Source organism: Pseudomonas arvensis (genome assembly GCF_056688935.1).
Window position 1 is genome coordinate 4,708,421 of the sequence record NZ_CP162038.1, and the last position, 25,867, is coordinate 4,734,287.

Genomic DNA, 25,867 nt, shown 5'->3' on the forward strand with positions numbered 1-25,867 from the left:
GGAAAACCGGCGAATGGGCATGAGATGCAGGTTCTGGGCCAGGGGAGCAGCTTGAAGCTACACGCTCGGCGTCAGCCGCCGATGATCTTCATGATCGTGGCCCCGCCCGAGAACGCCACCTCCTGTTTGTCGCCCAGGGCCTTCATCAGCAATCCTTGCAGCGCCGGCAGCGCTTGGTGGCGCGGCTTGTCGAGCAGGTCGCCGACGTAGTGACGGTTGCTCGACGACAGGCAACCATGCAACCAGCCGGTGGACGACAGGCGCAATCGCGAGCAGGTACGGCAGAACGGCACGCTTTCATTGGCGATCACGCCAAAGTAGCCCTTGCCCGGCACCTCGTAGCGAACGGCGGTTGCATCCACAGGGGCGTTGGCTTGCAGGTATTCGTGATGTTCGCCGATCAGGCTGAGCAGTTGCTGCAGGCTGACGAATTGTTGCAGGAACGCATTGGAATCCTTGGCCAGGTGGCCCATGCGCATCAACTCGATAAAGCGCAGTTCATAACCACGCTCCAGGCAGTAGTCGAGCAGCGGCATGACCTGGTCGAGGTTCTGGCCGCGCAACGGCACCATATTGACCTTGATCTTGATTCCAGCGGCGCGAGCCTGGTCCATGCCATCAAGCACGGTGGCCAGGTCGCCGCCACGGGCGATGCTGCGGAAAGCATCGGCATCCAAGGTGTCGAGGGAGACGTTGATACGTCGAATGCCGGCATCCACCAGCAATGGCAGTTTGCGCGCCAGCAACTGGCCGTTGGTGGTCAGGCTGATATCGCTGAGCCCCATGCCGCCGACTGCGCCCATAAAGGCTTCCAGCTTGGGGCTGACCAACGGCTCGCCGCCCGTGATGCGCAGGCGGTCGATGCCCGCCGCTTCGATCAGGTAAGCCACGCCACGGGCCATGGCCTCGGCCGAGAGTTCGTCCTGGGCAGCCACCAGCCGCTTGCCGTTGGGCACGCAGTACGTACACGCGTAATTGCAGGCTGAGGTCAGGCTGATCCGCAAATTGCGAAAACGCCTGCCTTGACGATCAACGATCATGGATCACTCCGGCAGAGGATGATTCGGGCGCGCTAAAAGCTGACTGATAAATCAGCTTTTAGCAAGATCCTTGCCTGAGTATATTCCTGGGGTACTACGCCTGGCAGTAAAGATTACGACGCCGGCGTCTCAACACGCGCAGAGTCGACAGCTGCTGGCTCGGTGCTGTGCTTGCGCTTGTTGCCCATGCGCACGCCGATGTCCATCAGGAACTGGAAGAACCCTTCCTGGTCTTCCAGCACATTGCTCCAGAACGGCGAGTGGTACAGCGCCACGGCGCCGTGCACCAAGGCCCAGGCGGCGCAGTAATGGAAGTACGGCGGCACGTCTTCAAGCTTGCCTTCGCTGATGCGACCCTTGATCAACAGGGTCAGGCGTTCGAAGTTCGAGGCGCGGATCTTGTGCAGTTCCTCGACCATCTCCGGCACCTGATGGCCCTTGACGACTTTCTCTTCCAGGCGGTCGAACAGGCGGTACCGCTGCGGGTCGCGCATGCGGAACTCGAAGTAGGCGCGGGACAGGGCTTCCTTGTCCTTGTCGACATCGGCAGAGTGCAGCAGCTCGTTCAAATCGCGCTCGTAGTCGAGCATCAGGCGCAGGTAGATCTCGGCCTTGGACTTGAAGTGCTTATAAATGGTGCCTTTGCCGATACCCACGGCATCCGCGATCATCTCGACGGTGACGCTGTCTTCGCCCTGTTCGAGGAACAATTTGAGTGCGGTGTCGAGAATTTCCTGCTCACGGCGGCGAAACTCACGGACCTTACGGGGTTCTTTGTGCATGAGGAAGAGGTCTGCAAAGGTCGGAATAGGGAGGGTCGCGCAGGGCCACGAATACATGGCGATACGATTTACCCAGTGCGAGGGATTATCCCGACTGAACGGTCGTTGGGCAACGTCTATGTGAACCCGCTACGCACTTTACTTTCAGAGTGCCAACGAATTCATGGCTATCAGTCAGAAATAATACGCAACAACTGCACCCGTGCACCGGCCCAATGAGAACTCAAGCGAAGCCCCTGTATTCCAAATCTGTTTAAAAAACGATCAGTCGCGACTGGACTGAATCAGATACTGATCAATACTTGAACTGTTGGCGTGACATCTCCCCCAAGTGAAGCGCCGACCTGGGTACCGACGGACTGTGTGCCCTTGTTTTACTCCTAATGGTCTTAACCCGGATTCACCCCCCAGAACCCGGGTTTTTTTTGCCTGCGATTTGAGCGCGGGCCTACGCAGCAACGTGAGCCAATGGAAACAGACGCTTGAAGTTCTCGGTAGTCTGCTCGGCAAAACGCTCGTAGGACTCACCCCGCAGCATCGCCAGAAACTCCGCCACATCACGCACATACTCCGGCAGGTTCGGCTTGCCACGATGGGGGATGGGCGCCAGGTACGGCGAATCGGTTTCCACCAACAGGCGATCGGCCGGGACTTGACGCGCCACATCGCGCAACGCGTCGGCATTGCGGAAAGTGACGATGCCCGACAGGGAAATATAGAAACCCAGGTCCAACGCCGCCTTGGCCATGCCCCAGTCTTCAGTGAAGCAGTGCAATACGCCGGCCTGTGGCAACGCGGCTTCGCGTAGCAACGTGAGCGTGTCGGCACGGGCGCCACGGGTGTGGACGATCACCGGCTTGCCCGTCTGCTGGGCGGCTTGCAGGTGCAAACGGAAGGACGCCTGCTGCAACTCGGCGGCTTCGGGTTCGTAGTGGTAGTCCAGGCCGGTCTCGCCGATGGCCACCACGCGCGGGTGGTTGAGTTCACCGAGCAACCAGTCGAGGGCCGGCGCTTCGCCGGGCTTGAGGTCCAGCGGGTGGATACCCACGGAGCAATCCACGTCGGTATAACGATCAGCCAGGGCTTTGACGTCGGCGGCGTTGTCCGCGCTGACGCCGATGCACAGGAAGTGCCCTACCCCACGCTGGCGAGCAGCGTCCAGGGCGGCGTCGAGGGAGCCGCCGTGCTGGGCGAGGTCAAGGCGATCAAGGTGGCAATGGGAATCTACGAGCATAGGAAGTTACAACTTGAGTCACGGAGAGGGTCTGGCCGACGATACACCCGTCGGCCACGAAAATTAACGGCGGCCGAGCAAGCCCACCCACTGCACCAGCAGCGCTTCAAGCAACAGCACACGGTTGAGGTTGGCCTTGCCGAGGACCTTCTGGCGCTGGGCGAGGATCCAGTCCTGGATGGACAGCACCTTGTCCTGGGCACTTTTCTGCGCGAGGTACTGCACCACCTTGCGCATGTCCGGCAGGCCCAGGCCATTTTCATCCTGGGTCAGTTGGTAGCGCAGGATCAGGCTCGACCAGTCACAGAACCAGTCGAACAGCAACAACAGGGGAATGTCTTTCCAGGCGCTTTCAGCCAGTTGAGTCGCGGACATTTCCTGCTTGAGCAGTTTTTTAACGCCATCCACCACCAGCGCACGTTGCTCACGGACACCTTGGGCTTGCAGCTTCACGGCGGCCAGGGGCGAACCGGCAGCCAGGGTCAGCAGTTCGACGCGCTCGTCTGCGGAGCAGTCCGGCAGTGCCTGCGCCAGCCATTGCAGGCTCATCGCCTCGCTTGGCAACGGACAAGCCTGCTGCACGCAGCGGCTGCGGATGGTCGGCAACAGGCGGCTGGACTGATGGCTCACCAGCAATAGCACCGTGTCGCCGGAGGGTTCTTCAAGGCTTTTGAGCAGAGCGTTGGCGGCGTTGATGTTCATCGCCTCCACCGGCTCGATCAGCACCACCTTGCGCCCGCCCATCTGCGCGGTTTGCACCACGAAGCTGACGAGGTCACGCACCTGGTCGACCTTGATCGCCTTGTCGGCTTCCTCAGGCTCCAGCAGGTAATTGTCGGGATGGCTGCCGGCCTTGAGCAACAGGCAGGATTTACACTCGCCGCACGCCTCCAGGTTGACCGGGCGCTGGCACAGCAGGCTGGCCATCAGGCGCTCGGCAAGGGCCCGTTTACCAATCCCGATCGGGCCGTGCAGCAAATAAGCGTGGGCGTGCTGGGCACGACCGGCCAGTTGTTGCCAGAGACTGTCCTGCCACGGGTAGGCTTCAGCCACGGGCGCGCTCCAACAGCGTTGGCATCAGGCCGTCGATGGCCTGCTGCACCTGGGTCAACGGCTGGGCCGCGTCCAACAGGTGATAACGCGCAGGTTCTGCGCGGGCACGCTTGAGGAACGCGCTGCGCACAGCGTCGAAAAACGCCTGGCCTTCCAACTCGAAGCGATCGAGACGACCACGGGCACTGGCGCGGGCCATGCCCACTTCCACCGGCAGGTCGAACAACAGGGTCAGGTCAGGGCGTAGATCACCCTGCACAAAGGTTTCCAAGGTAGCGATGCGCTCCAGGGATAAGCCGCGGCCGCCGCCCTGGTAGGCGTAGGTAGAATCGGTAAACCGGTCACAAATCACCACGGCACCGCGTGCCAAGGCCGGGCGTATCACTTCGGCCAGGTGTTGCGCACGGGCGGCGAACACCAGCAGCAGCTCGGTGTCCGGGTTCATCTGTTCTTCGCCTGGGGCCAGCAACACTTCGCGGATGCGCTCGGCCAGCGGCGTACCGCCGGGCTCACGGGTCAACACCACCTCGATCCCTTGCGCGCGCAAACGCTCGGCCAGGTAATCGCGGTTGGTGCTCTTGCCGGCGCCTTCGGGGCCTTCCAGGGTAATAAACAAGCCAGTCACAGGCAGTCCTTAGTCAGAGTCATTGCGGGCTTTGCGGCGCTGTGGTGTCCGGCGCGGGCTCGGCGGGAGCATCCGTTGGCGGCGCTACATCTTCCGGCGGCGTGACCACCGGTGCCGGGCTGGAGCGGTAATCGGCGCGGCGCTTGAGCTGGAACTCACGCACGGCGGCATTATGCGCACCCAGGTCATCGGAGAAAATATGACTGCCATCGCCACGGGCGACGAAATACAGGCTGCTGCCCGGCACCGGGTTCAACGCGGCATGGATCGCCTCGCGGCCGACCATGGCGATGGGCGTGGGCGGCAGCCCGGCAATCATATAGGTGTTGTAAGGGTTGGCTTCCTTGAGATGAGCACGGGTCAACTTGCCGTTGTAACGCTCACCCAAGCCGTAGATCACCGTAGGATCGGTCTGCAGCAGCATGCCGATCTTCAGGCGGCGCACGAATACGCCGGCAATCTGGCCACGCTCTTGCGGCACACCGGTCTCCTTTTCCACCAGGGAGGCCATGATCAGCGCTTGGTAAGGGTCGGTGTATGGCGCATCAGCGGCGCGCTTGCTCCACTCCTGAGCGAGTACATCGTCCAGGCGGTTGTAGGCTTTTTTCAGGAATTCGACATCGGTCATGCCGCGCACGAAGCGGTAAGTATCCGGGAAGAACCGCCCTTCAGGAAACACGCCAGGGTGGCCGAGCTTCTCCATCACTTCGCTGTCACTCAGGCCGGAGAGGCTCTGCACGATCTTTTCATGCTTGGCCAGGGCCGAGCGCACCTGGCGAAAGTTCCAGCCTTCCACCAGGGTCAGGCTGTATTGCACCACTTCGCCACGCTGCCACAGGCCGATCAGGCCCTCGGCGGTCATGCCAGGCGTCATGCGGTACTCGCCGCTGTGCAGCGGTTGGCCGTCAAGGTTGAAGCGCCAGTACAGGCGCAGCCAGAACGCACCGTCGAGCACGCCGTCTGCTTCCAGGCGATTAAAGGTGCCGGTCGGGGTCGCCCCTGCCGGCACATCGAGCAACTGCTCCTGGGTCAGGTTCAACGGCTGCTTCAAGGCAGCGTCGTATTTCCAGGCGGAAAACCCCAACAGCAAAGCCGCCGAGAACAGAGCAATCAGCAGCAGTACAACCAGTTTTCGTATCAACTCAAATATCCAATAGTGCGCGAACAATGCCCTGCAGTTTACGGGTGAGCGGCCCAACCGGCCAGCTCATCGCCGCACAGCCGCGCACCGGCCAAATGCCATATACGCTGTTGCAGACGAAGACTTCGTCGGCCTGCTGCAACTGCTCGACCGTGATGTCAGCCACGGCCAGCGGGATACCCAGCGCTTGTGCCTGGTCCAGAATCTCGGCGCGCATGACGCCCGCAACCCCGCAACGAGTCAGATCGGCGGTTAGTAACAAGCCGTTGCGTACAAGGAAAAGGTTGCTGAATACGCCCTCGATCACACGCCCGGACATATCCAGCATCAGGCCTTCGGCGTGCTCGACATCTTGCCACTCGGCGCGGGCAATCACCTGCTCCAGGCGGTTGAGGTGCTTGAGACCGGCCAGCAGCGGCTGCTCGGCCAAGCGCGTCGTACACGCAAACAGACGGATGCCTTCGGTTCCATGAACGTGGGGATAGGTCGCGGGCGGATTGCCTTGCAGGATACGGCGCACCGGTGCGCCGGGATTGACGCCATAACCGCGCAGGCTATCGCCACGGGTCAGGATCAATTTGAGGACACCGTCGCCGAGGGCGGCGGCATAGGAAAGTACTTCGTTGCGGATCACACCGTGATCCACCTCGAACGCGAAACGCCTGCAGCCCTCATCGAGGCGCTGCAGGTGGCGGTCGAGCAACATGGGCTGCCCGACCTTGACGGCGATGGTCTCGAACAGGCCATCGCCATACGCCAGGCCGCGATCTTTCAGGGGCACGCTGTCCGCTGGCTGACCGTCGACCCAGCTGTGCATCACTCGGCGAACCGGCGGAACACCAGGGAACCGTTGGTGCCACCAAACCCGAAGGAGTTGGAGATCGCGACGTCGATCGGCATCTGTTGCGCTTCGTGCGGCACGAAGTTGAGGTCGCAGCCTTCGTCCGGCTCATCCAGGTTGATGGTCGGCGGAGCGACCTGGTCCTTGATGGCCATCACACTGAAGATCGCCTCGACCGCGCCCGCCGCACCCAGCAGATGGCCGGTCATGGACTTGGTGGAGCTGACCGCCAGCTTATAGGCGTGCTCGCCGAACACCGACTTGATGGCCTCGGCTTCCGCCAGGTCACCGGTCGGCGTGGAAGTGCCATGGGCGTTGATGTACTGCACCTGGTCGACATTGACCTTGGCATCCCGCAGGGCGTTGGCGATGCAACGCGCAGCGCCGGCACCGTCAGACGGCGGCGAGGTCATGTGGTAGGCGTCGCCGCTCATGCCAAAGCCGATCAACTCGGCGTAGATGGTGGCACCACGCGCCTTGGCGTGCTCCAACTCTTCCAGCACCAGGGCACCGGCGCCATCGGACAGTACGAAACCGTCACGGCCCTTGTCCCACGGACGGCTGGCACGGGTCGGCTCGTCATTACGGGTCGACAATGCACGGGACGCGCCGAAGCCGCCCATGCCAAGACCGCACGCAGCCATTTCTGCGCCACCGGCGATCATCACGTCAGCTTCGTCATAGGCGATATTGCGCGCCGCCATGCCGATGCAGTGAGTACCCGTGGTGCACGCCGTGGCAATCGCGTAGTTAGGCCCCTGTGCGCCCAAATGGATGGACAGGAAGCCGGAAATCATATTGATGATCGAGCCAGGCACGAAGAACGGTGAAATTCGACGAGGGCCGGAATCATGCAGCGTGCGGCTGGTTTCTTCGATATTGGTCAGACCGCCAATACCCGAACCCATGGCCACGCCGATGCGTTCACGGTTGGCGTCGGTGACTTCCAGGCCGGCGTTACGCACCGCCTGAAAACCGGCTGCCAGGCCGTATTGAATGAACAGGTCGAGCTTGCGGGATTCCTTGACCGAGAGATATTCCTCGACATTGAAACCCTTTACCGAGCCGCCAAAACGGGTGGAATAGGCAGAAAGGTCCGTGTGTTCGATCAGACCAATACCACTGCGGCCAGCCAGAATGCCCTGCCAACTGCTCGGCACATCCGTACCCAGTGGCGACAACATACCCATACCGGTGACTACGACGCGTCTACGCGACACAGCACTCTCCTTTTTCTAATGACGACACTTTGCTTCAGGGCTTACTTTTCATCACCGCTTAAAGAAAAAACCGCACGCCGTTACAGCAGTGCGGTTTTCCCTAACAGCAAGCGACGACTACAAACTATTACGCCTGGTGGCTAGTAACGTAGTCGATAGCAGCTTGAACAGTAGTGATTTTTTCAGCTTCTTCGTCCGGGATCTCGGTCTCGAATTCCTCTTCCAGAGCCATCACCAGCTCAACGGTGTCAAGGGAATCGGCACCCAGGTCTTCGACGAAGGAAGCAGTGTTGACCACTTCTTCTTCTTTAACGCCCAGTTGCTCGGCAACGATTTTCTTGACGCGCTCTTCGATGGTGCTCATACCTTGTTTAACTCCTAATGGACAAATTCAGGCAGCTGGCCAGTGGGTAAGTGTATAGAAAGCCATTTCAGCTTTTCAACTGAAAGCTTCACGCTGTACCCGGTCGGCCACCTGCCTATAAATTAAGTTGCAGCTTTATAACGGATTTTAGACAGCTCGTATGACATTTTTTTGAAGCGATCCGTCACAATTTAACTCATGTACATCCCGCCGTTCACCGGGATTGTAGCCCCAGTCACGTATGCCGCACCGTCGGATGCCAGGAAAGTGACCACATTCGCGATCTCTTGAGCCTGGCCCAGACGGCCCAGCGGAATCTGCGTCAGCAAGCCTTCACGCTGTGCTTCCGGCAGTTCGCGGGTCATATCGGTGTCGATGAACCCTGGGGCTACCGAGTTGACCGTAATCGACCGCGAACCGACCTCACGCGCCAACGCACGGCTGAAACCTTCCAGACCAGCCTTGGCGGCTGCGTAGTTTACTTGGCCTGCGTTGCCCATGGCACCCACTACGGAGCCAATATTGATAATTCGGCCCCAACGCGCCTTGGTCATACCGCGCAAAACACCCTTGGACAAGCGAAACAGACTGTTCAAGTTGGTATCGACCACGTCGTACCACTCGTCGTCTTTCATGCGCATCATCAGGTTATCGCGGGTGATACCGGCATTGTTCACCAGAATAGCCGGCGCACCGAACTGTGCAGTGATCTCGGCCAATACAGCCGCCACGGATTCATCGCTGGTTACGTTCAATTCAAGACCAGTGCCTTGCACGCCGTTTTCCTTCAGGGTTGCGGCGATACGCTCGGCGCCCGAAGCAGAAGTGGCGGTACCGATCACAACGGCGCCCTGACGGCCCAGCTCCAGGGCGATCGCCTGGCCAATGCCACGGCTCGCGCCGGTAACCAGTGCAACTTTACCTTGCAGACTCATGCAGGCTTCTCCTAATTCTTCAGGGTTCTGAGTTCAGGCCAGTGCCGCACGAGCGGCAGCGAAGGCATCCGGGGTATTCAGGTTGGCGGTCGACACGCCGTCAGCGCAACGCTTGTTCAGGCCGGCCAGGACTTTGCCCGGACCACACTCGACCAGCTCGGTCGCGCCGTTGGCGGCCAACGTCTGGACCGACTCAACCCAGCGTACCGGCTTGTAGAGCTGCTCCAGCAGGTCGCGCTTGAGAGTGTCGAGGTCGGCGGCGACGGCCGCGCTGACGTTCTGCACCAGCGGGATCTGCGGTGCCTGCCAGTTGATGGCTGCAATGGACTCAGCAAACCGCTCGGCCGCCGGGCACATCAATTCGCAGTGGGACGGCACGCTCACCGGCAACGGCAGCGCACGCTTGGCGCCACGGGCTTTGCAGCCTTCGATGGCACGCTCGACCGCCGCCTTGGCACCGGCAATCACCACCTGGCCAGGAGAGTTGAAATTCACCGCGCTGACGACTTCGCCCTGAGCCGCTTCGGCACAGGCTTCGATCACCACCGCGTCGTCCAGCCCCAGGATAGCGGCCATGCCGCCCTGCCCGGCCGGAACGGCTTCCTGCATCAACTGACCACGGCGCTCGACCAGCTTGACCGCTTCCGCGAGAGTCAGGCTGCCCGCCGCAACGAGGGCGCTGTATTCGCCCAGGCTGTGACCGGCGACGAATGCCGGGCGCGCGCCGCCTTCGGCCAGCCACAAGCGCCACAGGGCGATCGAAGCGGTCAGGATGGCCGGCTGGGTTTTATCGGTTTGATTGAGCTGTTCTTCCGGCCCCTGCTGGGTCAGCGCCCACAGGTCATAACCCAGGGCCTCGGAAGCTTCCTTGAAAGTATCCAGGATCAGCGGGTATTGCGCGCCCAGCTCGGCCAACATGCCGAGGGACTGCGAACCCTGCCCTGGAAAGACGAATGCGAGGGATGTAGACATGTAACAAGCCCCTAATGATCTGGTCGTCAAAAATGCGCGCGCCGACTGTGGGAGCGCACGAAACTGACAGATTGGATGGTCAATTGAACTGGCCGGTCACATTTAAGCACTCCGGGGCCAATTCGCCTAAGGCAACAGATCCTCAAGACGTCCGTGCAAGCGTTGCGGCAGGTTCTCCTGGATTTCGATCAAGGCCCGCGCAATCGCACTTTGAAAACCTTCCACGCCAGCCGAACCGTGGCTTTTCACCACGATGCCCTGCAACCCGAGAAAACTCGCACCATTGTGCCGCGCCGGAGCCAGGTCAGCCTGCAGACGCCGCATCAACGGCAGCGCCAAGGCCCCTACGAGGCGCGATGCCAGGTTGCGCTTGAACAACGTCTCGATGCGCGTGGCGATCATGGTTGCCAAGCCTTCGCTGGATTTAAGCAGGATATTACCGACAAAACCGTCGCACACCACCACATCCGCTTCGCCACGGTACAAGCCGTCACCCTCGACAAAACCGATGTAATTCAAGCCCCGAGCGCCCTGCAATAGCGTGGCGGCAAGCTTGACCTGCTGATTGCCCTTGATGTCTTCGGTGCCGATGTTCAGCAAGGCCACGCGCGGTCGGGCCACACCCAGCGCTTCGGCGGCCACCGAGCCCATCACGGCAAACTGGAACAAGTGCTCGGCACTGCAATCCACGTTCGCGCCCAGGTCCAACAACTGGCAATAGCCTTTCTGCGTTGGAATCGCCGCAACCATCGCCGGCCGGTCAATGCCGGGCAGCGTCTTGAGCACATGCCGCGACAACGCCATCAACGCTCCGGTATTACCGGCACTGACACAGGCTTGCACTTTGCCATCACGCAATAATTCCAAAGCCACGCGCATTGAAGAGTCAGGCTTGCCGCGCAGGGCCGTCGCCGGCTTGTCATCCATGCTGATGGTTTCGCTGGCCGGCGTAATTGTCAGGCGCGCGCGATCCACAACCGGATGGCTGGCAATCAATTCTTCAAGGAGTGAGGGTTGACCGACAAGGGTCAGGTGCAGCGAGGGCGTAGCAATCAGGCTGGCAATGCAGGCCTGAACAATGCTGCGGGGACCGAAGTCCCCGCCCATTGCGTCAATCGCGATGACTTGAGCAGACAAGTGATTACTCGTCAGCGCCCTTGTCGATCACTTTACGGCCACGGTATACGCCTTCTGGCGATACGTGGTGACGCAGGTGAATTTCACCAGTGGTTTTTTCTACAGACAGAGTGCTCGCCGTCAGGGCATCGTGCGAACGACGCATGTCACGGGCGGAACGGGATTTTTTGTTCTGCTGAACAGCCATAATTGATTAACTCCTAAACGTTTGGGTCACGCTTTAACTGCGCCAATACACTGAACGGGTTGGACCGCGTTACCTCGTCCTCGCTCGGTTCGGCCTCGTCATCGAGACCCTCCGGCTGCTGGCATTCTTCCGGATGATGAGCAGGCACAATGGGCAAGGCGAGCAGAAGCTCCTCCTCGATCAGTGCATGCAGATCCAATGGATCTTCGCCCAGTTCCAGCACGTCATAACCTTTCGGCAACGACTGGGTATTCGCACCCTCCTTCACCACAGCGTAACTGCATTCGCTGTGAATCGGCAGGGTGACCAGCTCAAGACAACGCTGGCAAACCATTTTGACCTCGGTGTCGATAAAGCTGTGGATTACCACAGATTTACGTTCATCTCGTTCAAAAACGAATTTGGCCTGCACCGTACCGACAGTGTCGGAAAGCGGGTCGCAGAGTCTCTCCAAATCGGCCAGCAGCAATTCACCTTGAAGGGAAGTGCCACGATCAGCCAATTTGCGCGGGTCAACGTGAGGTGGAATCGGGTCATTCAACATAGGCGCAGCATTATAGGGATGCACCCAGCCATGTCAAAGGAAATTCAGCCCTGTGCGTCAGCCGGTCGCCCCGCTAGAATCGGCGGCTGCCTTGAGGAGTCGTATATGTTGCCTTTATTGCTCGCTTCCAGCTCGGTTTACCGCCGGGAATTGCTCAGCCGACTGCAGCTGCCGTTCACCTGCAGTTCGCCGGATATCGACGAAAGCCACGGCGCAAATGAATCCGCCGTGGAGCTGGTCAAGCGCCTGGCAGAAGAGAAAGCGCGCGCCCTCGCCGCCAGTCACCCTGGCCACTTGATTATCGGCTCGGATCAAGTCGCTGCGCTGGACGGCCGCATCATCGGCAAGCCGCACACGTTCGAAAACGCCCGCGAGCAGTTACTGGCCGCCAGCGGCAAGCGCGTGAGCTTCCTGACTGGCCTGGCGCTGCTCAATGCCGAGACAGGCCGCTGCCAGGTCGACTGCGTACCTTTTACGGTGCACATGCGCGAGTTGGACGCTGAACGCATCGAGCGTTACCTGCGCATAGAGCAGCCCTATGACTGTGCAGGCAGTTTCAAGGCTGAAGGGTTGGGCGTGAGCCTGTTTCAAAGCACCGAAGGACCGGATGCGACGAGCCTGGTAGGCCTGCCACTGATCCGACTGGTAGACATGCTGCTGGCCGAAGGCGTACAGACCCCCTGAGAACGCCACAAAACCAAATGTGGGAAGGGACTTGCCCCCTCCCACATTTTGATCTGCATGTACCTGCGGCTCAGCGCAAGGTCGGGCCTTGGAAGCCCATATAGAAGGCCAGCTTCTCCGCCACGCTGGCACCGAGCTTCTTGGAGAAGCGATCAAACGGCGATTCCTCAACCGTGAAATCCACCAATTCCTTCTCGCCAATCACGTCCCGCGCCACCGAACTGGCACTGCCCAGGCCATCGATCAAGCCCAGCGGCAACGCCTGCTCGCCGGACCACACCAACCCGGAGAACAGCTCCGGATGGTCTTTATCCTTCAAACGATCGCCACGCCCCTGCTTCACGCTGGCAATGAACTGGCGATGAGTAGTATCGAGCACGCCTTGCCAGAATTGGGTTTCATCGGCCTTTTGCGGCTGGAACGGATCCAGGAACGACTTATGCTCGCCCGACGTGTAGGTGCGACGCTCAACGCCAAGCTTCTCCATGGCACCGACAAAGCCGTAACCGGCCGCCGTCACACCAATGGAACCCACCAGGCTGGCCTTGTCGGCATAAATCTGGTCAGCAGCACTGGCAATGTAATAGGCACCCGAAGCACCCAGGTCGGAAATCACCGCGTACAGCTTGATATCCGGATGCAGGCCGCGCAGACGACGAATCTCGTCATACACATAACCCGACTGCACCGGACTGCCGCCAGGGCTGTTGATGCGCAGGATCACGCCTTTGACCTTGGGATCTTCGAAGGCAGCGCGCAGGCTGCCGACGATGTTATCGGCGCTGGCTGGCTCCTTGTCGGCAATCACGCCGCGCACTTCGATCAACGCGGTGTAGTTGGCGCCACGGGTTGCGCTTTTCTCCATATCCATCAGCGGACTGAACAGCGCCAGCATGAGCAACAGATACGTGAAGGTCAGCAGCTTGAAGAAGATCCCCCAGCGCCGTGCGCGACGCTGCTCCTGGACGCCAGCCAGGAGGGTTTTCTCCAGCAGCTTCCAGCTTTTATCGTCACTACTTCCAGCCTTTTCAGGCGCTTTCCACTCGTCACTCATACCATCAACCCCAGCAAAGACTTATTGGGCCCGACTCAGCCAGGCCTGCAATTCGGAAAAATGATCAATCGTCAGCCGGGGCTCGTATTGCTGCAAGGCCTCGGCAGCCTGGGCGCCATAGCTGACCGCCACGCTGTCCATGCCAGCGTTGCGCGCCATCATCAGGTCGAAGGAGGCATCGCCCACCATCAGCGCCTGACGCGGCGACACGCCGCAATGAGCCAGGATCTGCTCCAGCATCAGAGGGTGAGGTTTGCTGGCGGTTTCATCCGCTGCGCGGGTGATGTCGAAGTAATCTTCCCAGCCATGAGCCTTGAGCACCCGATCCAGCCCGCGCCGGGCCTTGCCGGTGGCGACAGCCAAGTGATAACCCTCGGCGCGAAACACCTCCAGCGATTGCACAACGCCCTCAAACAGCGGCGAAGGCTCAGCTTCCAGCGCAATGTAGTGATCAGCGTAATGTTCGCGAAAGGCGATCAGCTCAGCGTCACTGATTTCGGGGTACAGGCTACGGATCGCTTCAGGCAGGCCCAGACCAATAATGCCCTTGACCGCCAAGTCGCTGCACAGCGCAAAGCCTGAGCGGGTGGACGCCATGTGCATCGACTCGACAATGCGACCAATGGAGTTGGCCAGCGTCCCGTCCCAATCAAAAATCAGCAGCTTGTAGTCAAGGTGCGACACTCAAACGCTCCACGGTCTTGGCCCACATCTCGTCCACCGGCGCCTGCAATTTCAGTTCGCCACCATCCGGCAGCGGTACAGTCAGCATGTAGGCATGGAGAAACAGGCGCTTACCGCCCAAGTCCCGAATTTCCTTGGAAAAGTCTTCGTCGCCGTATTTGGTATCGCCAGCGATGCAGTGGCCCGCATGCAAGGTGTGCACACGAATCTGGTGGGTACGGCCAGTCACCGGCTTGGCCTCGACCATAGTGGCGAAGTCACCGAAGCGGCGCAGCACCTTGAACAGGGTCAGGGCTTCTTTACCCTCCTCGTCCACTTCAACCATACGCTCGCCGGAACGCAGGTTGCTCTTCTGCAACGGTGCACGAACGCTTTTGATGGAGCTGGCCCAGTTGCCACGCACCAGCGCCATGTAGCGCTTGTCCACGCCATCACCACGCAGGGCGGTGTGCAGGTGGCGCAACATGCTGCGTTTCTTGGCGATCATCAACAGCCCGGAGGTGTCGCGGTCCAATCGGTGGACCAACTCCAACTCCTTGGCGTCAGGGCGCAACTGACGAAAGGCTTCGATCACCCCGAACGTCAGGCCGCTGCCACCATGGACCGCAATGCCGCAGGGCTTGTTGATCACGATGAGCTTGTTGTCTTCGAAGACAATCGACGCCTCAAGGCGTTGCAGCAGGCCCTGGGCCAGGGGCACAGGTTCGTCCCGCTCAGGCACGCGTACCGGCGGCACACGGACGATATCGCCCGCCTGCAGCTTGTACTCGGGCTTGATCCGCCCCTTGTTCACGCGCACTTCGCCTTTACGCAAAATGCGGTAAATCAAGGTCTTGGGCACGCCTTTGAGCCTGGCCAGGAGAAAGTTGTCGATGCGTTGGCCGGCATATTCCGGCGAGACCTCAAGCAGTTGGACGCTGGGGGTCTGGGGGGCGGTAGTCGTCATGGCGGCGATGATAACAATTTTTTATGGAATTGAAGCACTTAATCATTGCTGCTATAGTCGCGAACGCCGCCAAAAGCGGCCTGGACAGAGGACTTGCGGCAAACTGCCGGCCCTGACCATCGCAATTCATCAGGACGCGAGGCCGTCCTACGGGGCTTTCGTCACCCTGGAAGGTTCGAGATTGTAACAAGCGCAGGTGACATGAGGCCTGAAGCGAGTGCAGAAAGCAGAGTGAATACTCGCGTTCTGCGCCGATATTTACGGCCAGTTCACAAAGTGCAGTCAGTCTTGTGCCAGACCACGGCGAATGCGTCGGAAACAACGCCTGTTAAGAGCTGAGTGTGAGCGCAGTCGCCCACATTCAGTCTTGTTTAGCCATGAGCGTGAACTCCCCATTGGAGAACACGGTAAATGCCAACCCGCTGCGGATTCTGCGCGCGGCAGCACCCGAATTATCAGGGATACGTGTAGGGTGGAGATGCACAACCGTCGGACCGTGTAGCACTAGGCTTATATTTAGACGCTTCATCTCGTCCACAGTCGCCGGTTGATTCCTCCTCCTGACCTTAGCTTTTGTTGAAGTGGTGCCTTTGTCACCACCGCTAACAAGCAGGACGCGTCCGTCGCGATACCGGCCCACATTGGCCGATTTTGCTGGACACTGGAGTGGCCAACCACTCTTGACGCACCTGACACCGACCGTGAGAAGTCGTGTGTGCCGAACGCCGTTTCCGGCAGCCCGGAAACCGACGGTACAACATGAAAAGAATGCTGATTAACGCAACTCAACCCGAAGAGTTGCGTGTTGCACTGGTAGATGGCCAGCGCCTCTACGACCTGGACATCGAATCCGGTGCACGCGAGCAGAAGAAGGCCAACATCTATAAAGGCCGTATTACTCGCATCGAACCAAGCCTTGAGGCTGCCTTTGTCGATTTCGGCTCCGAGCGCCACGGCTTCCTGCCCCTCAAAGAAATCTCCCGCGAATACTTCAAGAAAGCTCCTGAAGGCCGCGTGAACATCAAGGACGTCCTGAGCGAAGGCCAGGAAGTCATCGTCCAGGTCGAAAAAGAAGAACGTGGCAACAAGGGCGCTGCCCTGACCACCTTCATCTCCCTGGCCGGCCGTTACCTGGTGCTGATGCCGAACAACCCACGTGCCGGCGGTATCTCCCGTCGCATCGAAGGCGAAGAGCGCAACGAACTGCGTGAAGCGCTGAACGGCCTGATCGCACCAGCCGACATGGGTCTGATCGTTCGTACTGCCGGCCTGGGCCGCAGCAGCGAAGAAATGCAGTGGGACCTCGACTACCTGCTGCAACTGTGGACCGCCATCAAAGAAGCGTCCCTGGATCGTTCCGCGCCGTTCCTGATCTACCAGGAAAGCAACGTGATCATCCGCGCCATCCGCGATTACCTGCGCCAGGACATCGGCGAAGTGCTGATCGACAGCGTTGAAGCCCAGGACGAAGCCCTGACCTTCATCCGCCAGGTGATGCCGCAGTACGCCAGCAAGATCAAGCTGTACGAAGACAGCGTTCCGCTGTTCAACCGTTTCCAGATCGAAAGCCAGATCGAGACCGCCTTCCAGCGCGTGGTCGAACTGCCTTCCGGCGGCTCCATCGTGATCGACCCGACCGAAGCCCTGGTGTCCATCGACATCAACTCGGCGCGTGCGACCAAAGGCAGCGACATCGAAGAAACCGCCCTGCAGACCAACCTGGAAGCGGCTGAAGAAATCGCCCGCCAGCTGCGCCTGCGTGATATCGGCGGCCTGATCGTGATCGACTTCATCGACATGACCCCTGCCAAGAACCAGCGCGCCGTGGAAGAGAAAGTCCGCGAATGCCTGGAAGCTGACCGTGCCCGCGTGCAAGTCGGCCGCATCTCGCGCTTCGGCCTGCTGGAAATGTCCCGTCAGCGCCTGCGTCCATCCCTGGGCGAAAGCAGCGGCATCGTCTGCCCGCGTTGCAACGGCACCGGCATCATCCGTGACGTTGAATCGCTGTCCCTGGCGATCCTGCGCCTGATCGAAGAAGAAGCCCTGAAGGACCGCACCGCCGAAGTCCGCGCACAAGTGCCGATCCCGGTTGCAGCCTTCCTGCTCAACGAAAAACGCAACTCGATCACCAAGATCGAACTGCGCACCCGTGCCCGTATCGTGATCCTGCCGAACGATCATCTCGAAACGCCGCACTTCGAAGTACAGCGCCTGCGTGACGACAGCCCGGAAGCCCACAGCGGCCAGTCCAGCTATGAAATCGCCGCTGCCGCCGCCGAAGTGGAAGAAGTCCAGCCGGCCGCCGCGACCCGCACCCTGGTTCGCCAGGAAGCTGCCGTGAAAACCGCGCCAGCCCGTGCCAACGCACCGGTCCCGGTTGAAGCTGCCGCCCCGGTTGCCGCGCCAGCCGCCCTGCCTGAGCCAAGCCTGTTCAAAGGCCTGGTGAAGTCGCTGGTCAGCCTGTTCGCCACCAAGGAAGAGCCTGCGGCTCCGGTTGTGGTTGAAAAACCAGCTTCCGAGCGCCCTGCACGTAACGAAGAGCGTCGCAACGGCCGTCAGCAAAGCCGTAACCGCAACGGTCGCCGTGACGAAGAGCGCAAGCCTCGCGAAGAACGTGCACCGCGTGAAGAACGCGCGCCACGTGAAGAGCGCGCACCTCGCGAAGCCCGTGAAGAAACCCCGGCCGTAGCCCGTGAAGAACGTGCACCGCGTGAAGAGCGCGCACCACGTACCCCACGTGCTCCGCGTGAAGATCGCAAACCGCGTGGCGAGCGTGAAGAACGCGTGCGTGAACTGCGTGAGCCACTGGACGCTGCACCTGCCGTTGCCGCCGCCGCTGCAACCACCGAAGAGCGTCCGGCCCGCCAGCCGCGTGAAGAGCGCGCCCCACGTGAAGAGCGCCAGCCGCGCCCACCGCGTGAGGAGCGTCAACCACGCGCCGAGCAAGCTGCTGCTGCCAGTGACGAAGAAGAAGTACTGACCGGCGAAGAGCAACTGCAGGAAGACGGTCAGGATAACGCCGAAGGCGATCGTCCACGCCGCCGCTCCCGTGGCCAGCGTCGTCGCAGCAACCGTCGTGAGCGTCAGCGTGATGCCAACGGCAACGTGATCGAAGGCTCGGAAGAGACCGGCGAGAACGCTGAAGGCGCGACCCACGAAGCCAACGAACCAACAGGTGCCGAACTGGCTGCCGGCTTGGCCGTTACCGCTGCCGTTGCCAGCTCGGTCATCAGCGCACCTGCTGAAGCCCAGGCTCACGAGCAAGCTGAACGCGCTACCGCCGCGGTTGAAGCTCCTGCTGTAGAAGAAGCACCCGTTGCCGAGGCCCCAGTGGTTGAAGCTCCAGTTGTTGAAGCCCCTGCTGTCGAAGCCACCACCCCGATCGAAGCCCCAGTGGTTCCGGAAGTGGAAGTGGAAGTAGCACCGGTTCGCGACGCACAGCCAGAAACCGAAGGGGTTGCCGTTGAACCTGCACCGGCTGCTGAGCCTCAACCAGTGGTTGAAGCCGTAGCAGAAGCTCCGGTTCAAGCCCCGGCTGCCGAAGAAGCTGCCCCGGCGGTGCGTGAAGTTCGCGAAGAACAGACCGCCTTCCAGTGGACTGCCGAACCTGCCGCCCCGGTTGAAGAACCTGCTCCAACACCTGTTGTAGAAGAAGCGCCAGCGCCGGTTGTCGAAGCCGTGGTTGTCGAGCCAGCCCCAGTCGTTGAGGCCGCGCCAGTGGTTGAAGCGCCAGTGGTTGCCGAAGTCGCCGCCCCGGTGGTTGAAGCCGCGCCGGCCAGCGCCCTGACCGAAAACGGCCGTGCGCCGAACGACCCACGTGAAGTGCGTCGCCGTCGCAAGGAAGCTGAAGCCGCCGCTGCGGCAGCTCAGGAAACAGAAGCACGAGACTAATCCCTCGTCTGATTCCAGCAGCTACTAAAAAGCCCCGCCTGAGTGATCAGGCGGGGCTTTTTTTATCTGCCGATTTATCGGTATTGCAACTTCGCGGGCACGTCCACATCCCACAACACGCCTGGATCCTCCACCTGCACCTCCCGCAACGCTGCCTGGTCAAACAACAGCTTGGCACCGCGATCACCGGTCAGCGCCATCAGGTGCGGCCCGAACGCCCGGCCAAACGCGACGGGATGCCCATACTGCCCCACCTGCACCGGCACACTAATACGCTCTGCCGACACCGCGCCAATCACCTGCTCAATACTCGCTGGCTGGATAAACGGCATATCGCCCAAGACCACCAGCCAACTCTCGGCTGATGCACTGGCCGCAACCGCAGCCGCGATGCTGTCGCCCATCCCCGCTGATTGCAACAGCAAGACCTGACAGCCATAAGCCTCGGCCAAGCGGATAACCTCCACACGCCCCGGCGAGGTCACCACCCAGCGATCCACTACACGCGCCGGCAAATTCATCAGCACCTGCTCGATCATTGGCCGCGTCACGCCGTCCAGGCCGATACATTGTGCCAAGAGTTTGTCCTGACCCGTCTCGGCACGGAACCGGCTGCCCTGCCCCGCCGCCAGCACAATAGCCGTCACGGTCACTCAGCCACCGCCGGCAACGGTTTTTTCTGCATCGGCGCCACGCCGTTCTTGATCGCGACAATTTCCGCCAGCAGCGACAGCGCAATTTCCGCCGGCGTGTGACTGCCGATATGCAAGCCAATCGGCCCATGCAAACGGGCAATCGCCTCTGCCGACAGACCCAGCGCGGCGAGGTTTTCGCGGCGCTTTTGGGTATTGACCCGTGAACCTAGCGCGCCGATATAGAAGGCACTGGAATTCAACGCCGTCAGCAACGCCATATCGTCCAGGCGCGGGTCGTGGGTGAGGCAGACAATGGCCGTGCGTTCGTCGGTCTGGATATTCAGCACCGCTTCATCGGGCATGCCCGGCACAAAGCGGCCATGTTGCTCTTCCCAGCCGTACACGAACTCTTCGCGTGGGTCGCAGATCAGCACTTCGAAATCCAGCAGGCGCGCCATTTCTGCCACATAGCGCGACAGCTGCCCGGCGCCAATCAGCAGCAGGCGCCAGCGTGGGCCGTAGATGGCGCGCAGGCGTTCGCCGTCGAACGTGACCACATCGGTCTTGCTCGCGCCGCTAAGTGTCACTTCGCCAGTTGCCAGATCAAGCTCCCGCGCAACAATCTGATGATCCTCGCAGCGCGCCAGCAACTGCGCGACCCAGCCCCAGTCGCCCACCCGCTCTTCCGTCAGGCGCAGCGTACCGCCACAGGGCAAGCCAAAACGCGCCGCCTCATCGCGGGTGACACCGTAGGTCACCAACTGCACCGGCGGGCCGTCATCGGGCAAGCGGCCGTCCTGCAGCCGGGCGATCAAGTCATCCTCGATGCAACCGCCGGAGACCGAGCCAATCACCACCCCATCGCCCCTCAGGGCCAGCATCGCCCCCGGTGGACGCGGAGCACTGCCCCAGGTCTGGACCACGCTGTACAACACCACTCGCTGCCCGGCGCGGCGCCATTCCAGCACGCTGCGCAGGACATTCAAATCCACACTGTCCATTCAGTCTCCCGCCAGCGTTGTTGATGAAGTATTCATTTACTGTAAAGCAAACCGATTCAAAAGTGGCCGGGCAGAAACGCAAACGCCCCGAACCAGTCGGGGCGTTTGCGGATAGCTGTTGGCGTGGATTCACGCCATCAGCGGCTTACTTGACGACAGGTGCCGGGCCTTCGGCCACGCCCAGGTCATCGATTTCGCGGGTTTCCGAGATACCGGTACCGCCGGACGCCAGCTCGCTTTGCAGCTTGTCGGTGTCCAGTTCCTTGACCCACTTGGCCACAACGATAGTGGCAACCGCGTTACCGACCAGGTTGGTCAGTGCGCGGGCTTCGGACATGAAGCGGTCGATACCCAGGATCAGCGCCAGGCCGGCAACCGGGAGGTGGCCTACGGCCGACAGGGTTGCAGCCAGTACGATGAAGCCCGAGCCGGTCACGCCAGCAGCGCCTTTGGAGGACAGCAGCAACACCAGCAGCAGGGTGATCTGGTGGGTGATGTCCATGTGGGTGTCAGTCGCCTGGGCGATGAACACGGCAGCCATGGTCAGGTAGATCGAAGTACCGTCGAGGTTGAAGGAGTAGCCAGTCGGGATGACCAGGCCCACTACGGATTTCTTCGCACCCAGACGCTCCATCTTGATCAGCATGCGTGGCAGCGCGGATTCCGAGGAGGAAGTACCCAGCACGATCAGCAGCTCTTCACGGATGTAGCGGATCAACTTGATCACGCTGAAACCGTGAGCGCGGCAGATACCACCCAGCACCACCAGCACGAACAGCAGGCACGTGATGTAGAAGCAGATCATCAGTTGGCCCAACTGCACCAGGGAACCTACGCCGTAGGCACCGATGGTGAACGCCATGGCGCCCAGGGCACCGATTGGCGCGAGCTTCATGATCATGTTGATGATGTTGAACATCACGTGGGCGAAGCGATCGATGAAGTCCAGCACCGGCTTGCCGTAGGCACCCAGGCGATGCAGGGCGAAACCGAAGATCACCGAGAACATCAGCACTTGCAGGATATCGCCGTTGGCGAAGGCGCCGACGATGGTGTTCGGAATCACGTTGAGGATAAAGCCGACGATGCTCTGGTCTTTACCGGCGGTCACGTAGGCCGCGACTTTGGAAGCGTCCAGGGTCGCGACGTCGATGTGCATGCCGGCGCCCGGTTGCACAACGTTCACCACGATCAGGCCGATCAGCAGGGCAACGGTGGAAACAATTTCGAAGTACAGCAGCGCGTAGCCGCCGGTTTTGCCGACCGATTTCATGCTTTGCATGCCAGCGATGCCGCTGACAACGGTGCAGAAGATGATCGGGGCGATGACCATTTTGATCAGTTTGATAAACCCGTCACCCAGCGGCTTGAGGGCCACACCGGTCTGCGGGTAGAAGTGACCGAGCAAAATACCGATAACGATTGCAACGATCACCTGGAAATACAGGGATTTGTAGATTGGCTGACGAGTCGTCATTGCAAAATTCCTCAATCGTCCCGTGTGGCAAATATCCGCCATTGCCCACGACACTTGAATTGCGAACCCTCCTGCACTGGAGGGATTTGTTGTTTGCGAAGCCTGTAGGTTCAGGCCTGCGCTGTAATCCTTATCGCAAACGTCGTGCCACTTTGCCGAAAAACGCCAAACGCCTTCAGGCATAAGGGCTGAGGGTTTTCAGGCGCCCTCCCAAGCGCCAGATCCGTTGGCGAGTTTCCGCCACTGTGCCCAATCGCGTCCTACAATTTGGCGGATATCCGCCTTGTCGCCCTGCCGGGTGCTGACTACCATCCGCCATTCCATGGACGAGGGCCCCGCATGCGTGAACGTACCATCGCCAGTCACTACGCCCGGGCCGCCCTCGGCGGTGCGCGTCGGGCCGGTTACGATTATTCGGCCCTGCTGCAACAACTGGGCATCACCCCGGAGCTGCTGACTGAACCTCGCGCCCGAATGGCGCCGGAGCAATTTACCCGGCTGTTGCAAATGCTCTGGTTGGCATTGGACGACGAGTACCTGGGTTTTGCCGACGGCCCAAGCAAACGTGGCACCTTCGCCATGATGTGCCATGCGTTGATCCACTGCCGCACCCTGGAGAAGGCTCTGGAACGCGGCTTATTATTTTATAGCCTATTCCCGCAAGGCCCGCGCTGGCAGCTGACGCGGGAAGGCGAAATGGCCCGACTGAGCCTGGATGACTCACAACTCTGGGACCCGGATCACTTCCTCAGCGAATGCCTGCTGGTGATCTGGCATCGCCTGGGCAGTTGGCTGATCGGCCAGCGTATTCGCTTGCACCAGGCCACGTTCAGTTACCCGATGCCTGCCCACGCCGGGGAATATGACCTGCTGTTTCCCTGCACCCAGGTGTTTGGCGCACCGAGCAGCAGCCTGGTATTTCCCGCCCGCTACCTGAGCCTGCCGCTGTTACAGGACGAGCGCACCCTCAAGCACTTTCTGGAGCGCTCCCCCGCCGACCTGCTGTCACGCCCGGACGAAGGCGACAGCTTGAGCAGCCAGTTGCGTCGCTTGCTGAGCCGCGACCGCACGCCCTGGCCAGACCTGGAAGCCGTTGCGCAGCACCTGCACATCAGCCCGCAGACCCTGCGTCGGCATTTGCGTGAAGAAGGCACCAGCTTTCAGGCGCTCAAGGATGAGTTGCGACGGGACATCGCCATCTACCATCTGGGACGGGCGGATTTGTCGTTGCAGGAGATTGCCGAGCAGTTGGGGTTTTCCGAGCCGTCGGCGTTTCATCGGGCGTTCAAGAAGTGGACGGGGCTGACGCCGGGGGCCTATCGCGCGCAGGAGAGTTAGAAGTGTGTTGTGTGTGAGGGGCTCATCGGGGGCAAGCCCAGACACTGCAGATTACACCGCCGGAAAATGAATCTTGAACGCCGCCCCACCCAACGGCGAATCCCCCAAGGTCAGCCGCGCGCCGTAGCTTTCGATGATGTCCTTGACCACCGCCAACCCAATCCCCTGCCCCGGATGCTGGCGGTCCAGCCGCTCGCCCCGTTGCAGAATCCGCGCGCGCTGGTCGGGCGGCACGCCTGGCCCATCATCTTCGATGCACAACTCGATGCCTTCGAGATTCTCCGTCAGGCTGACGCGCACTTCGCTCAGGCACAGTCGATAGGCGTTTTCCAGCAGGTTGCCGAGCAATTCGAGCAGGGCGCCCTTCTCGATCGGTACGTCGCAGGCGTGCGGCAACTCAAAGGACACCCTGACGCCCTTGTCGCGGTAGACCTTGCCCAGCGTATCGCACAGGCTTTGCAGCACCGGTTCCAGGCGCACCTGATGGCGTACCAGGCCGCTTTTGCGCAGGCTGGCGCGCTGCAACTGGTAGCTGATCTGCTGGCTCATACGCTCGATCTGCGATTGCAGCACCCAGGCCTGGTCGCGGTCTTCGGGGCGCTTGGCCATGTCTTCGCTCACGCCTTGCAACACCGCGAGCGGCGTTTTCAAGCTGTGGGCCAGGTCATCGAGTGAATCGCGGTACCGCGCCCGTTGTTCACGCTCGCTGTGCAGCAAGCGGTTAAGGGAACCGGTGAGGCGCAGCAGTTCGCGCGGGTGTTGCTCGGACAGGCTTTCGCGGGTGCCGCCTTCGATCTGGTCAAGCTCTTGGCTCAAGCGCCGCAGGGCTTGCAAACCCCAGGTCAGGCCCAGCCACAACAATGTGAGCAGCACCAGCAAGGCGGCACCGAAGCCCAGGTAGAGGTTTTCGCGCAGGCCTTCGAGGGTCAACTGATATTCACGCACCGGTTGCAGGGCAACGATACTGAACGCCGCGCTCTTGCCGCCGAGCAGTTTGACTTCCACGTCGTAGACGAAGAACTCCTGGCCGTCCGCCTCGCGAATCCGCGCAAACTCATTGCCGCGTCCGTCATAGCGCGGCTTGTAATTGATGTTTTCTTCCCGAGTCGCCCGCGAGCGCCACACCAGGTGGCCTTCGCGGTCGTAGATATAGCCGAGCAAGCGGCTGTCGGTGAGGTTGAAACGTTCGTCCGGCAACTGCGCCGGCATCATCAGGCGATTATTTTCGACCCGCGCGGCGGAGATCAGCGTCGTCACGTCCGACGCCAGGCGCTGCTCGATGGAATCCTGCAACGCCAGGCTGAATGCGCCCTGCATGGCTGGTAGCAGGCCGAGCATAAACAACACGGCCAAGGTCGCGGCCGCCAGCATCAAGCGCACGCGTAACGAGCGGATCAACGGCAGCGCTCATTGAACAGGTAGCCCAGGCCACGCACGGTGTCGATCGGCTTGAACCCGGCCGGGCCTTCCAGCTTGCGGCGCAGGCGACCGACCAAGACTTCAATGACGTTTGGATCGCGCTCGTCGTCATCCGGGTAGAGCTGTTCCATCAAGCGATCTTTGGCGACGACTTGCTGGTGATGGCGCATCAAGTATTCAAGGATGCGGTATTCGTAGGCAGTCAGCGCCAGCGGCTGTTCGTCGAGGGACGCTTGCTTGCGGTTGAGGTCCAGCAGCAAGGGCCCGGCAACGATGGTCGACTGGGTGAACCCGCTGGAGCGACGCAGCAAGGCGTTCATGCGCGCCTCCAGCTCTTCGAACTGAAACGGTTTGACCACGTAGTCGTCGGCGCCGGCGGCCAGGCCTTCGACCTTGTCCTGCCAGTTGCCGCGCGCGGTGAGGATCAGGATCGGAAACGTCTTGGCCTGGCTGCGCAGTTGGCGGATCAGGTCCAGGCCGCCCATGCCGGGCAAGCCGAGGTCGATGATCGCCAGGTCATGGTTGAATTGACCGGTCTGGTACAGCGCCTCTTCGGCATTGGCCACAGCCTCGACCACGTGGCCGCTGTCGGTCAGGCGGGTAAACAGGTGATGACGCAGCAGCGCCTCATCTTCCACCACCAGCAATTTCATAAGGCTCTCC

The 25,867-nt window shown here is 60.8% G+C and carries 25 protein-coding genes; 3 read left to right on the plus strand and 22 right to left on the minus strand.

Annotated features, from left to right (window positions below):
- Nucleotides 1-71: 71 nt before the first annotated feature.
- From AB3G88_RS21255 to AB3G88_RS21320, 14 genes are all read right to left on the minus strand, one after another.
- A complete protein-coding gene (locus AB3G88_RS21255; RefSeq protein ID WP_122753526.1) occupies nt 72-1,040 on the minus strand; it encodes a GTP 3',8-cyclase MoaA in 969 nt (322 codons plus the stop codon).
- A gap of 113 nt (nt 1,041-1,153) precedes the next feature.
- A complete protein-coding gene (locus AB3G88_RS21260) occupies nt 1,154-1,822 on the minus strand; it encodes a TetR/AcrR family transcriptional regulator (RefSeq protein ID WP_099587216.1) in 669 nt (222 codons plus the stop codon).
- A 448-nt stretch (nt 1,823-2,270) separates the two neighbouring features.
- A complete protein-coding gene (locus tag AB3G88_RS21265; RefSeq protein WP_099587166.1) occupies nt 2,271-3,056 on the minus strand; it encodes a TatD family hydrolase in 786 nt (261 codons plus the stop codon).
- Nucleotides 3,057-3,119: 63 nt separating this feature from the next.
- A complete protein-coding gene (locus AB3G88_RS21270) occupies nt 3,120-4,109 on the minus strand; it encodes a DNA polymerase III subunit delta' (RefSeq protein WP_191948350.1) in 990 nt (329 codons plus the stop codon).
- Nucleotides 4,102-4,734 (minus strand): dTMP kinase, encoded by a 633-nt coding sequence (tmk, locus tag AB3G88_RS21275; protein ID WP_158878367.1) that lies wholly within the window; start codon nt 4,732-4,734, stop codon nt 4,102-4,104. The genes AB3G88_RS21270 and tmk overlap by 8 nt, the downstream gene beginning before the upstream one ends.
- Nucleotides 4,735-4,753: 19 nt before the next feature.
- Nucleotides 4,754-5,875, minus strand: coding sequence for an endolytic transglycosylase MltG (gene mltG, locus AB3G88_RS21280; RefSeq protein ID WP_112196500.1), 1,122 nt, complete (start codon nt 5,873-5,875; stop codon nt 4,754-4,756).
- Nucleotide 5,876: 1 nt separating this feature from the next.
- Nucleotides 5,877-6,692 carry an aminodeoxychorismate lyase gene (gene pabC / locus AB3G88_RS21285; protein WP_480451554.1) on the minus strand — a complete coding sequence of 272 codons (816 nt, stop codon included), beginning with the start codon at nt 6,690-6,692 and terminating at the stop codon, nt 5,877-5,879.
- Nucleotides 6,692-7,936, minus strand: coding sequence for a beta-ketoacyl-ACP synthase II (gene fabF, locus AB3G88_RS21290; protein ID WP_480451557.1), 1,245 nt, complete (start codon nt 7,934-7,936; stop codon nt 6,692-6,694). Before fabF ends, pabC begins: the two co-directional genes overlap by 1 nt.
- A gap of 127 nt (nt 7,937-8,063) precedes the next feature.
- Nucleotides 8,064-8,300, minus strand: coding sequence for an acyl carrier protein (acpP, locus tag AB3G88_RS21295; protein ID WP_003175607.1), 237 nt, complete (start codon nt 8,298-8,300; stop codon nt 8,064-8,066).
- Between the two features lie 191 nt (nt 8,301-8,491).
- On the minus strand, nt 8,492-9,235 hold the full coding sequence (gene fabG / locus AB3G88_RS21300) for a 3-oxoacyl-ACP reductase FabG (RefSeq protein ID WP_032886802.1): 744 nt from the start codon (nt 9,233-9,235) through the stop codon (nt 8,492-8,494).
- Between the two features lie 33 nt (nt 9,236-9,268).
- Nucleotides 9,269-10,207 (minus strand): ACP S-malonyltransferase, encoded by a 939-nt coding sequence (gene fabD, locus AB3G88_RS21305; protein ID WP_480451559.1) that lies wholly within the window; start codon nt 10,205-10,207, stop codon nt 9,269-9,271.
- A gap of 126 nt (nt 10,208-10,333) precedes the next feature.
- Entirely contained in the window at nt 10,334-11,344 is a 1,011-nt protein-coding gene (gene plsX, locus AB3G88_RS21310; RefSeq protein WP_099587173.1) for a phosphate acyltransferase PlsX, read from the minus strand.
- A 4-nt stretch (nt 11,345-11,348) separates the two neighbouring features.
- Nucleotides 11,349-11,531, minus strand: coding sequence for a 50S ribosomal protein L32 (gene rpmF, locus AB3G88_RS21315; protein ID WP_008152339.1), 183 nt, complete (start codon nt 11,529-11,531; stop codon nt 11,349-11,351).
- A gap of 13 nt (nt 11,532-11,544) precedes the next feature.
- A complete protein-coding gene (locus AB3G88_RS21320; protein ID WP_032886799.1) occupies nt 11,545-12,075 on the minus strand; it encodes a YceD family protein in 531 nt (176 codons plus the stop codon).
- A gap of 105 nt (nt 12,076-12,180) precedes the next feature.
- On the opposite strand from AB3G88_RS21320, the gene AB3G88_RS21325 reads away from it, so the two are divergent.
- Nucleotides 12,181-12,759 (plus strand): Maf family protein, encoded by a 579-nt coding sequence (locus AB3G88_RS21325; RefSeq protein WP_099587174.1) that lies wholly within the window; start codon nt 12,181-12,183, stop codon nt 12,757-12,759.
- Nucleotides 12,760-12,829: 70 nt separating this feature from the next.
- Here the strand turns inward: AB3G88_RS21325 and AB3G88_RS21330 are convergent, their stop codons facing one another.
- From AB3G88_RS21330 to rluC, 3 genes are read right to left on the minus strand one after another with little or no spacing between them, the layout of a single operon-like run.
- On the minus strand, nt 12,830-13,813 hold the full coding sequence (locus AB3G88_RS21330; protein WP_099587175.1) for a S49 family peptidase: 984 nt from the start codon (nt 13,811-13,813) through the stop codon (nt 12,830-12,832).
- A 21-nt stretch (nt 13,814-13,834) separates the two neighbouring features.
- A complete protein-coding gene (locus AB3G88_RS21335; RefSeq protein ID WP_191948354.1) occupies nt 13,835-14,497 on the minus strand; it encodes an HAD-IA family hydrolase in 663 nt (220 codons plus the stop codon).
- Nucleotides 14,484-15,443 (minus strand): 23S rRNA pseudouridine(955/2504/2580) synthase RluC, encoded by a 960-nt coding sequence (rluC, locus tag AB3G88_RS21340; RefSeq protein WP_071483181.1) that lies wholly within the window; start codon nt 15,441-15,443, stop codon nt 14,484-14,486. The genes AB3G88_RS21335 and rluC overlap by 14 nt, the downstream gene beginning before the upstream one ends.
- 759 nt (nt 15,444-16,202) lie before the next feature.
- Here rluC and rne point away from each other — a divergent pair.
- Nucleotides 16,203-19,334 carry a ribonuclease E gene (gene rne, locus AB3G88_RS21345; RefSeq protein WP_480451563.1) on the plus strand — a complete coding sequence of 1,044 codons (3,132 nt, stop codon included), beginning with the start codon at nt 16,203-16,205 and terminating at the stop codon, nt 19,332-19,334.
- 74 nt (nt 19,335-19,408) lie between these two features.
- Here rne and AB3G88_RS21350 read toward each other — a convergent pair whose 3' ends face one another.
- The 3 genes from AB3G88_RS21350 to AB3G88_RS21360 all read right to left on the minus strand — a co-directional run bounded on the left by AB3G88_RS21350 (nt 19,409) and on the right by AB3G88_RS21360 (nt 22,447).
- Nucleotides 19,409-19,987, minus strand: a complete 579-nt coding sequence (locus AB3G88_RS21350; RefSeq protein WP_480451565.1) for a nucleotidyltransferase family protein — start codon at nt 19,985-19,987, stop codon at nt 19,409-19,411.
- Nucleotides 19,984-20,970, minus strand: coding sequence for an XdhC family protein (locus tag AB3G88_RS21355; RefSeq protein ID WP_480451567.1), 987 nt, complete (start codon nt 20,968-20,970; stop codon nt 19,984-19,986). Before AB3G88_RS21355 ends, AB3G88_RS21350 begins: the two co-directional genes overlap by 4 nt.
- Nucleotides 20,971-21,115: 145 nt before the next feature.
- A complete protein-coding gene (locus AB3G88_RS21360) occupies nt 21,116-22,447 on the minus strand; it encodes a dicarboxylate/amino acid:cation symporter (RefSeq protein ID WP_099587180.1) in 1,332 nt (443 codons plus the stop codon).
- A 339-nt stretch (nt 22,448-22,786) separates the two neighbouring features.
- On the opposite strand from AB3G88_RS21360, the gene AB3G88_RS21365 reads away from it, so the two are divergent.
- Entirely contained in the window at nt 22,787-23,785 is a 999-nt protein-coding gene (locus AB3G88_RS21365; RefSeq protein ID WP_099587181.1) for an AraC family transcriptional regulator, read from the plus strand.
- 51 nt (nt 23,786-23,836) lie between these two features.
- Here AB3G88_RS21365 and AB3G88_RS21370 read toward each other — a convergent pair whose 3' ends face one another.
- The gene (locus AB3G88_RS21370; RefSeq protein ID WP_112196507.1) at nt 23,837-25,183 is read right to left on the minus strand and encodes an ATP-binding protein; all 1,347 of its coding nucleotides are present in this window, start codon (nt 25,181-25,183) and stop codon (nt 23,837-23,839) included.
- Nucleotides 25,180-25,857, minus strand: a complete 678-nt coding sequence (locus AB3G88_RS21375; protein ID WP_017138377.1) for a response regulator — start codon at nt 25,855-25,857, stop codon at nt 25,180-25,182. Before AB3G88_RS21375 ends, AB3G88_RS21370 begins: the two co-directional genes overlap by 4 nt.
- Nucleotides 25,858-25,867: the final 10 nt, after the last annotated feature.

Coding starts and splice junctions, on each gene's coding strand:
- AB3G88_RS21255 (WP_122753526.1), bottom strand. CDS start 1,040: ATGATCGTTGATCGTCAAGGCAGGCGTTTTCGCAATTTGCGGATCAGC.
- AB3G88_RS21260 (WP_099587216.1), bottom strand. CDS start 1,822: ATGCACAAAGAACCCCGTAAGGTCCGTGAGTTTCGCCGCCGTGAGCAG.
- AB3G88_RS21265 (WP_099587166.1), bottom strand. CDS start 3,056: ATGCTCGTAGATTCCCATTGCCACCTTGATCGCCTTGACCTCGCCCAG.
- pabC (WP_480451554.1), bottom strand. CDS start 6,692: ATGCACAGCTGGGTCGACGGTCAGCCAGCGGACAGCGTGCCCCTGAAA.
- acpP (WP_003175607.1), bottom strand. CDS start 8,300: ATGAGCACCATCGAAGAGCGCGTCAAGAAAATCGTTGCCGAGCAACTG.
- fabG (WP_032886802.1), bottom strand. CDS start 9,235: ATGAGTCTGCAAGGTAAAGTTGCACTGGTTACCGGCGCGAGCCGTGGC.
- fabD (WP_480451559.1), bottom strand. CDS start 10,207: ATGTCTACATCCCTCGCATTCGTCTTTCCAGGGCAGGGTTCGCAGTCC.
- rpmF (WP_008152339.1), bottom strand. CDS start 11,531: ATGGCTGTTCAGCAGAACAAAAAATCCCGTTCCGCCCGTGACATGCGT.
- AB3G88_RS21320 (WP_032886799.1), bottom strand. CDS start 12,075: ATGTTGAATGACCCGATTCCACCTCACGTTGACCCGCGCAAATTGGCT.
- AB3G88_RS21325 (WP_099587174.1), top strand. CDS start 12,181: ATGTTGCCTTTATTGCTCGCTTCCAGCTCGGTTTACCGCCGGGAATTG.
- AB3G88_RS21330 (WP_099587175.1), bottom strand. CDS start 13,813: ATGAGTGACGAGTGGAAAGCGCCTGAAAAGGCTGGAAGTAGTGACGAT.
- rluC (WP_071483181.1), bottom strand. CDS start 15,443: ATGACGACTACCGCCCCCCAGACCCCCAGCGTCCAACTGCTTGAGGTC.
- rne (WP_480451563.1), top strand. CDS start 16,203: ATGAAAAGAATGCTGATTAACGCAACTCAACCCGAAGAGTTGCGTGTT.
- AB3G88_RS21355 (WP_480451567.1), bottom strand. CDS start 20,970: ATGGACAGTGTGGATTTGAATGTCCTGCGCAGCGTGCTGGAATGGCGC.
- AB3G88_RS21360 (WP_099587180.1), bottom strand. CDS start 22,447: ATGACGACTCGTCAGCCAATCTACAAATCCCTGTATTTCCAGGTGATC.
- AB3G88_RS21365 (WP_099587181.1), top strand. CDS start 22,787: ATGCGTGAACGTACCATCGCCAGTCACTACGCCCGGGCCGCCCTCGGC.
- AB3G88_RS21375 (WP_017138377.1), bottom strand. CDS start 25,857: ATGAAATTGCTGGTGGTGGAAGATGAGGCGCTGCTGCGTCATCACCTG.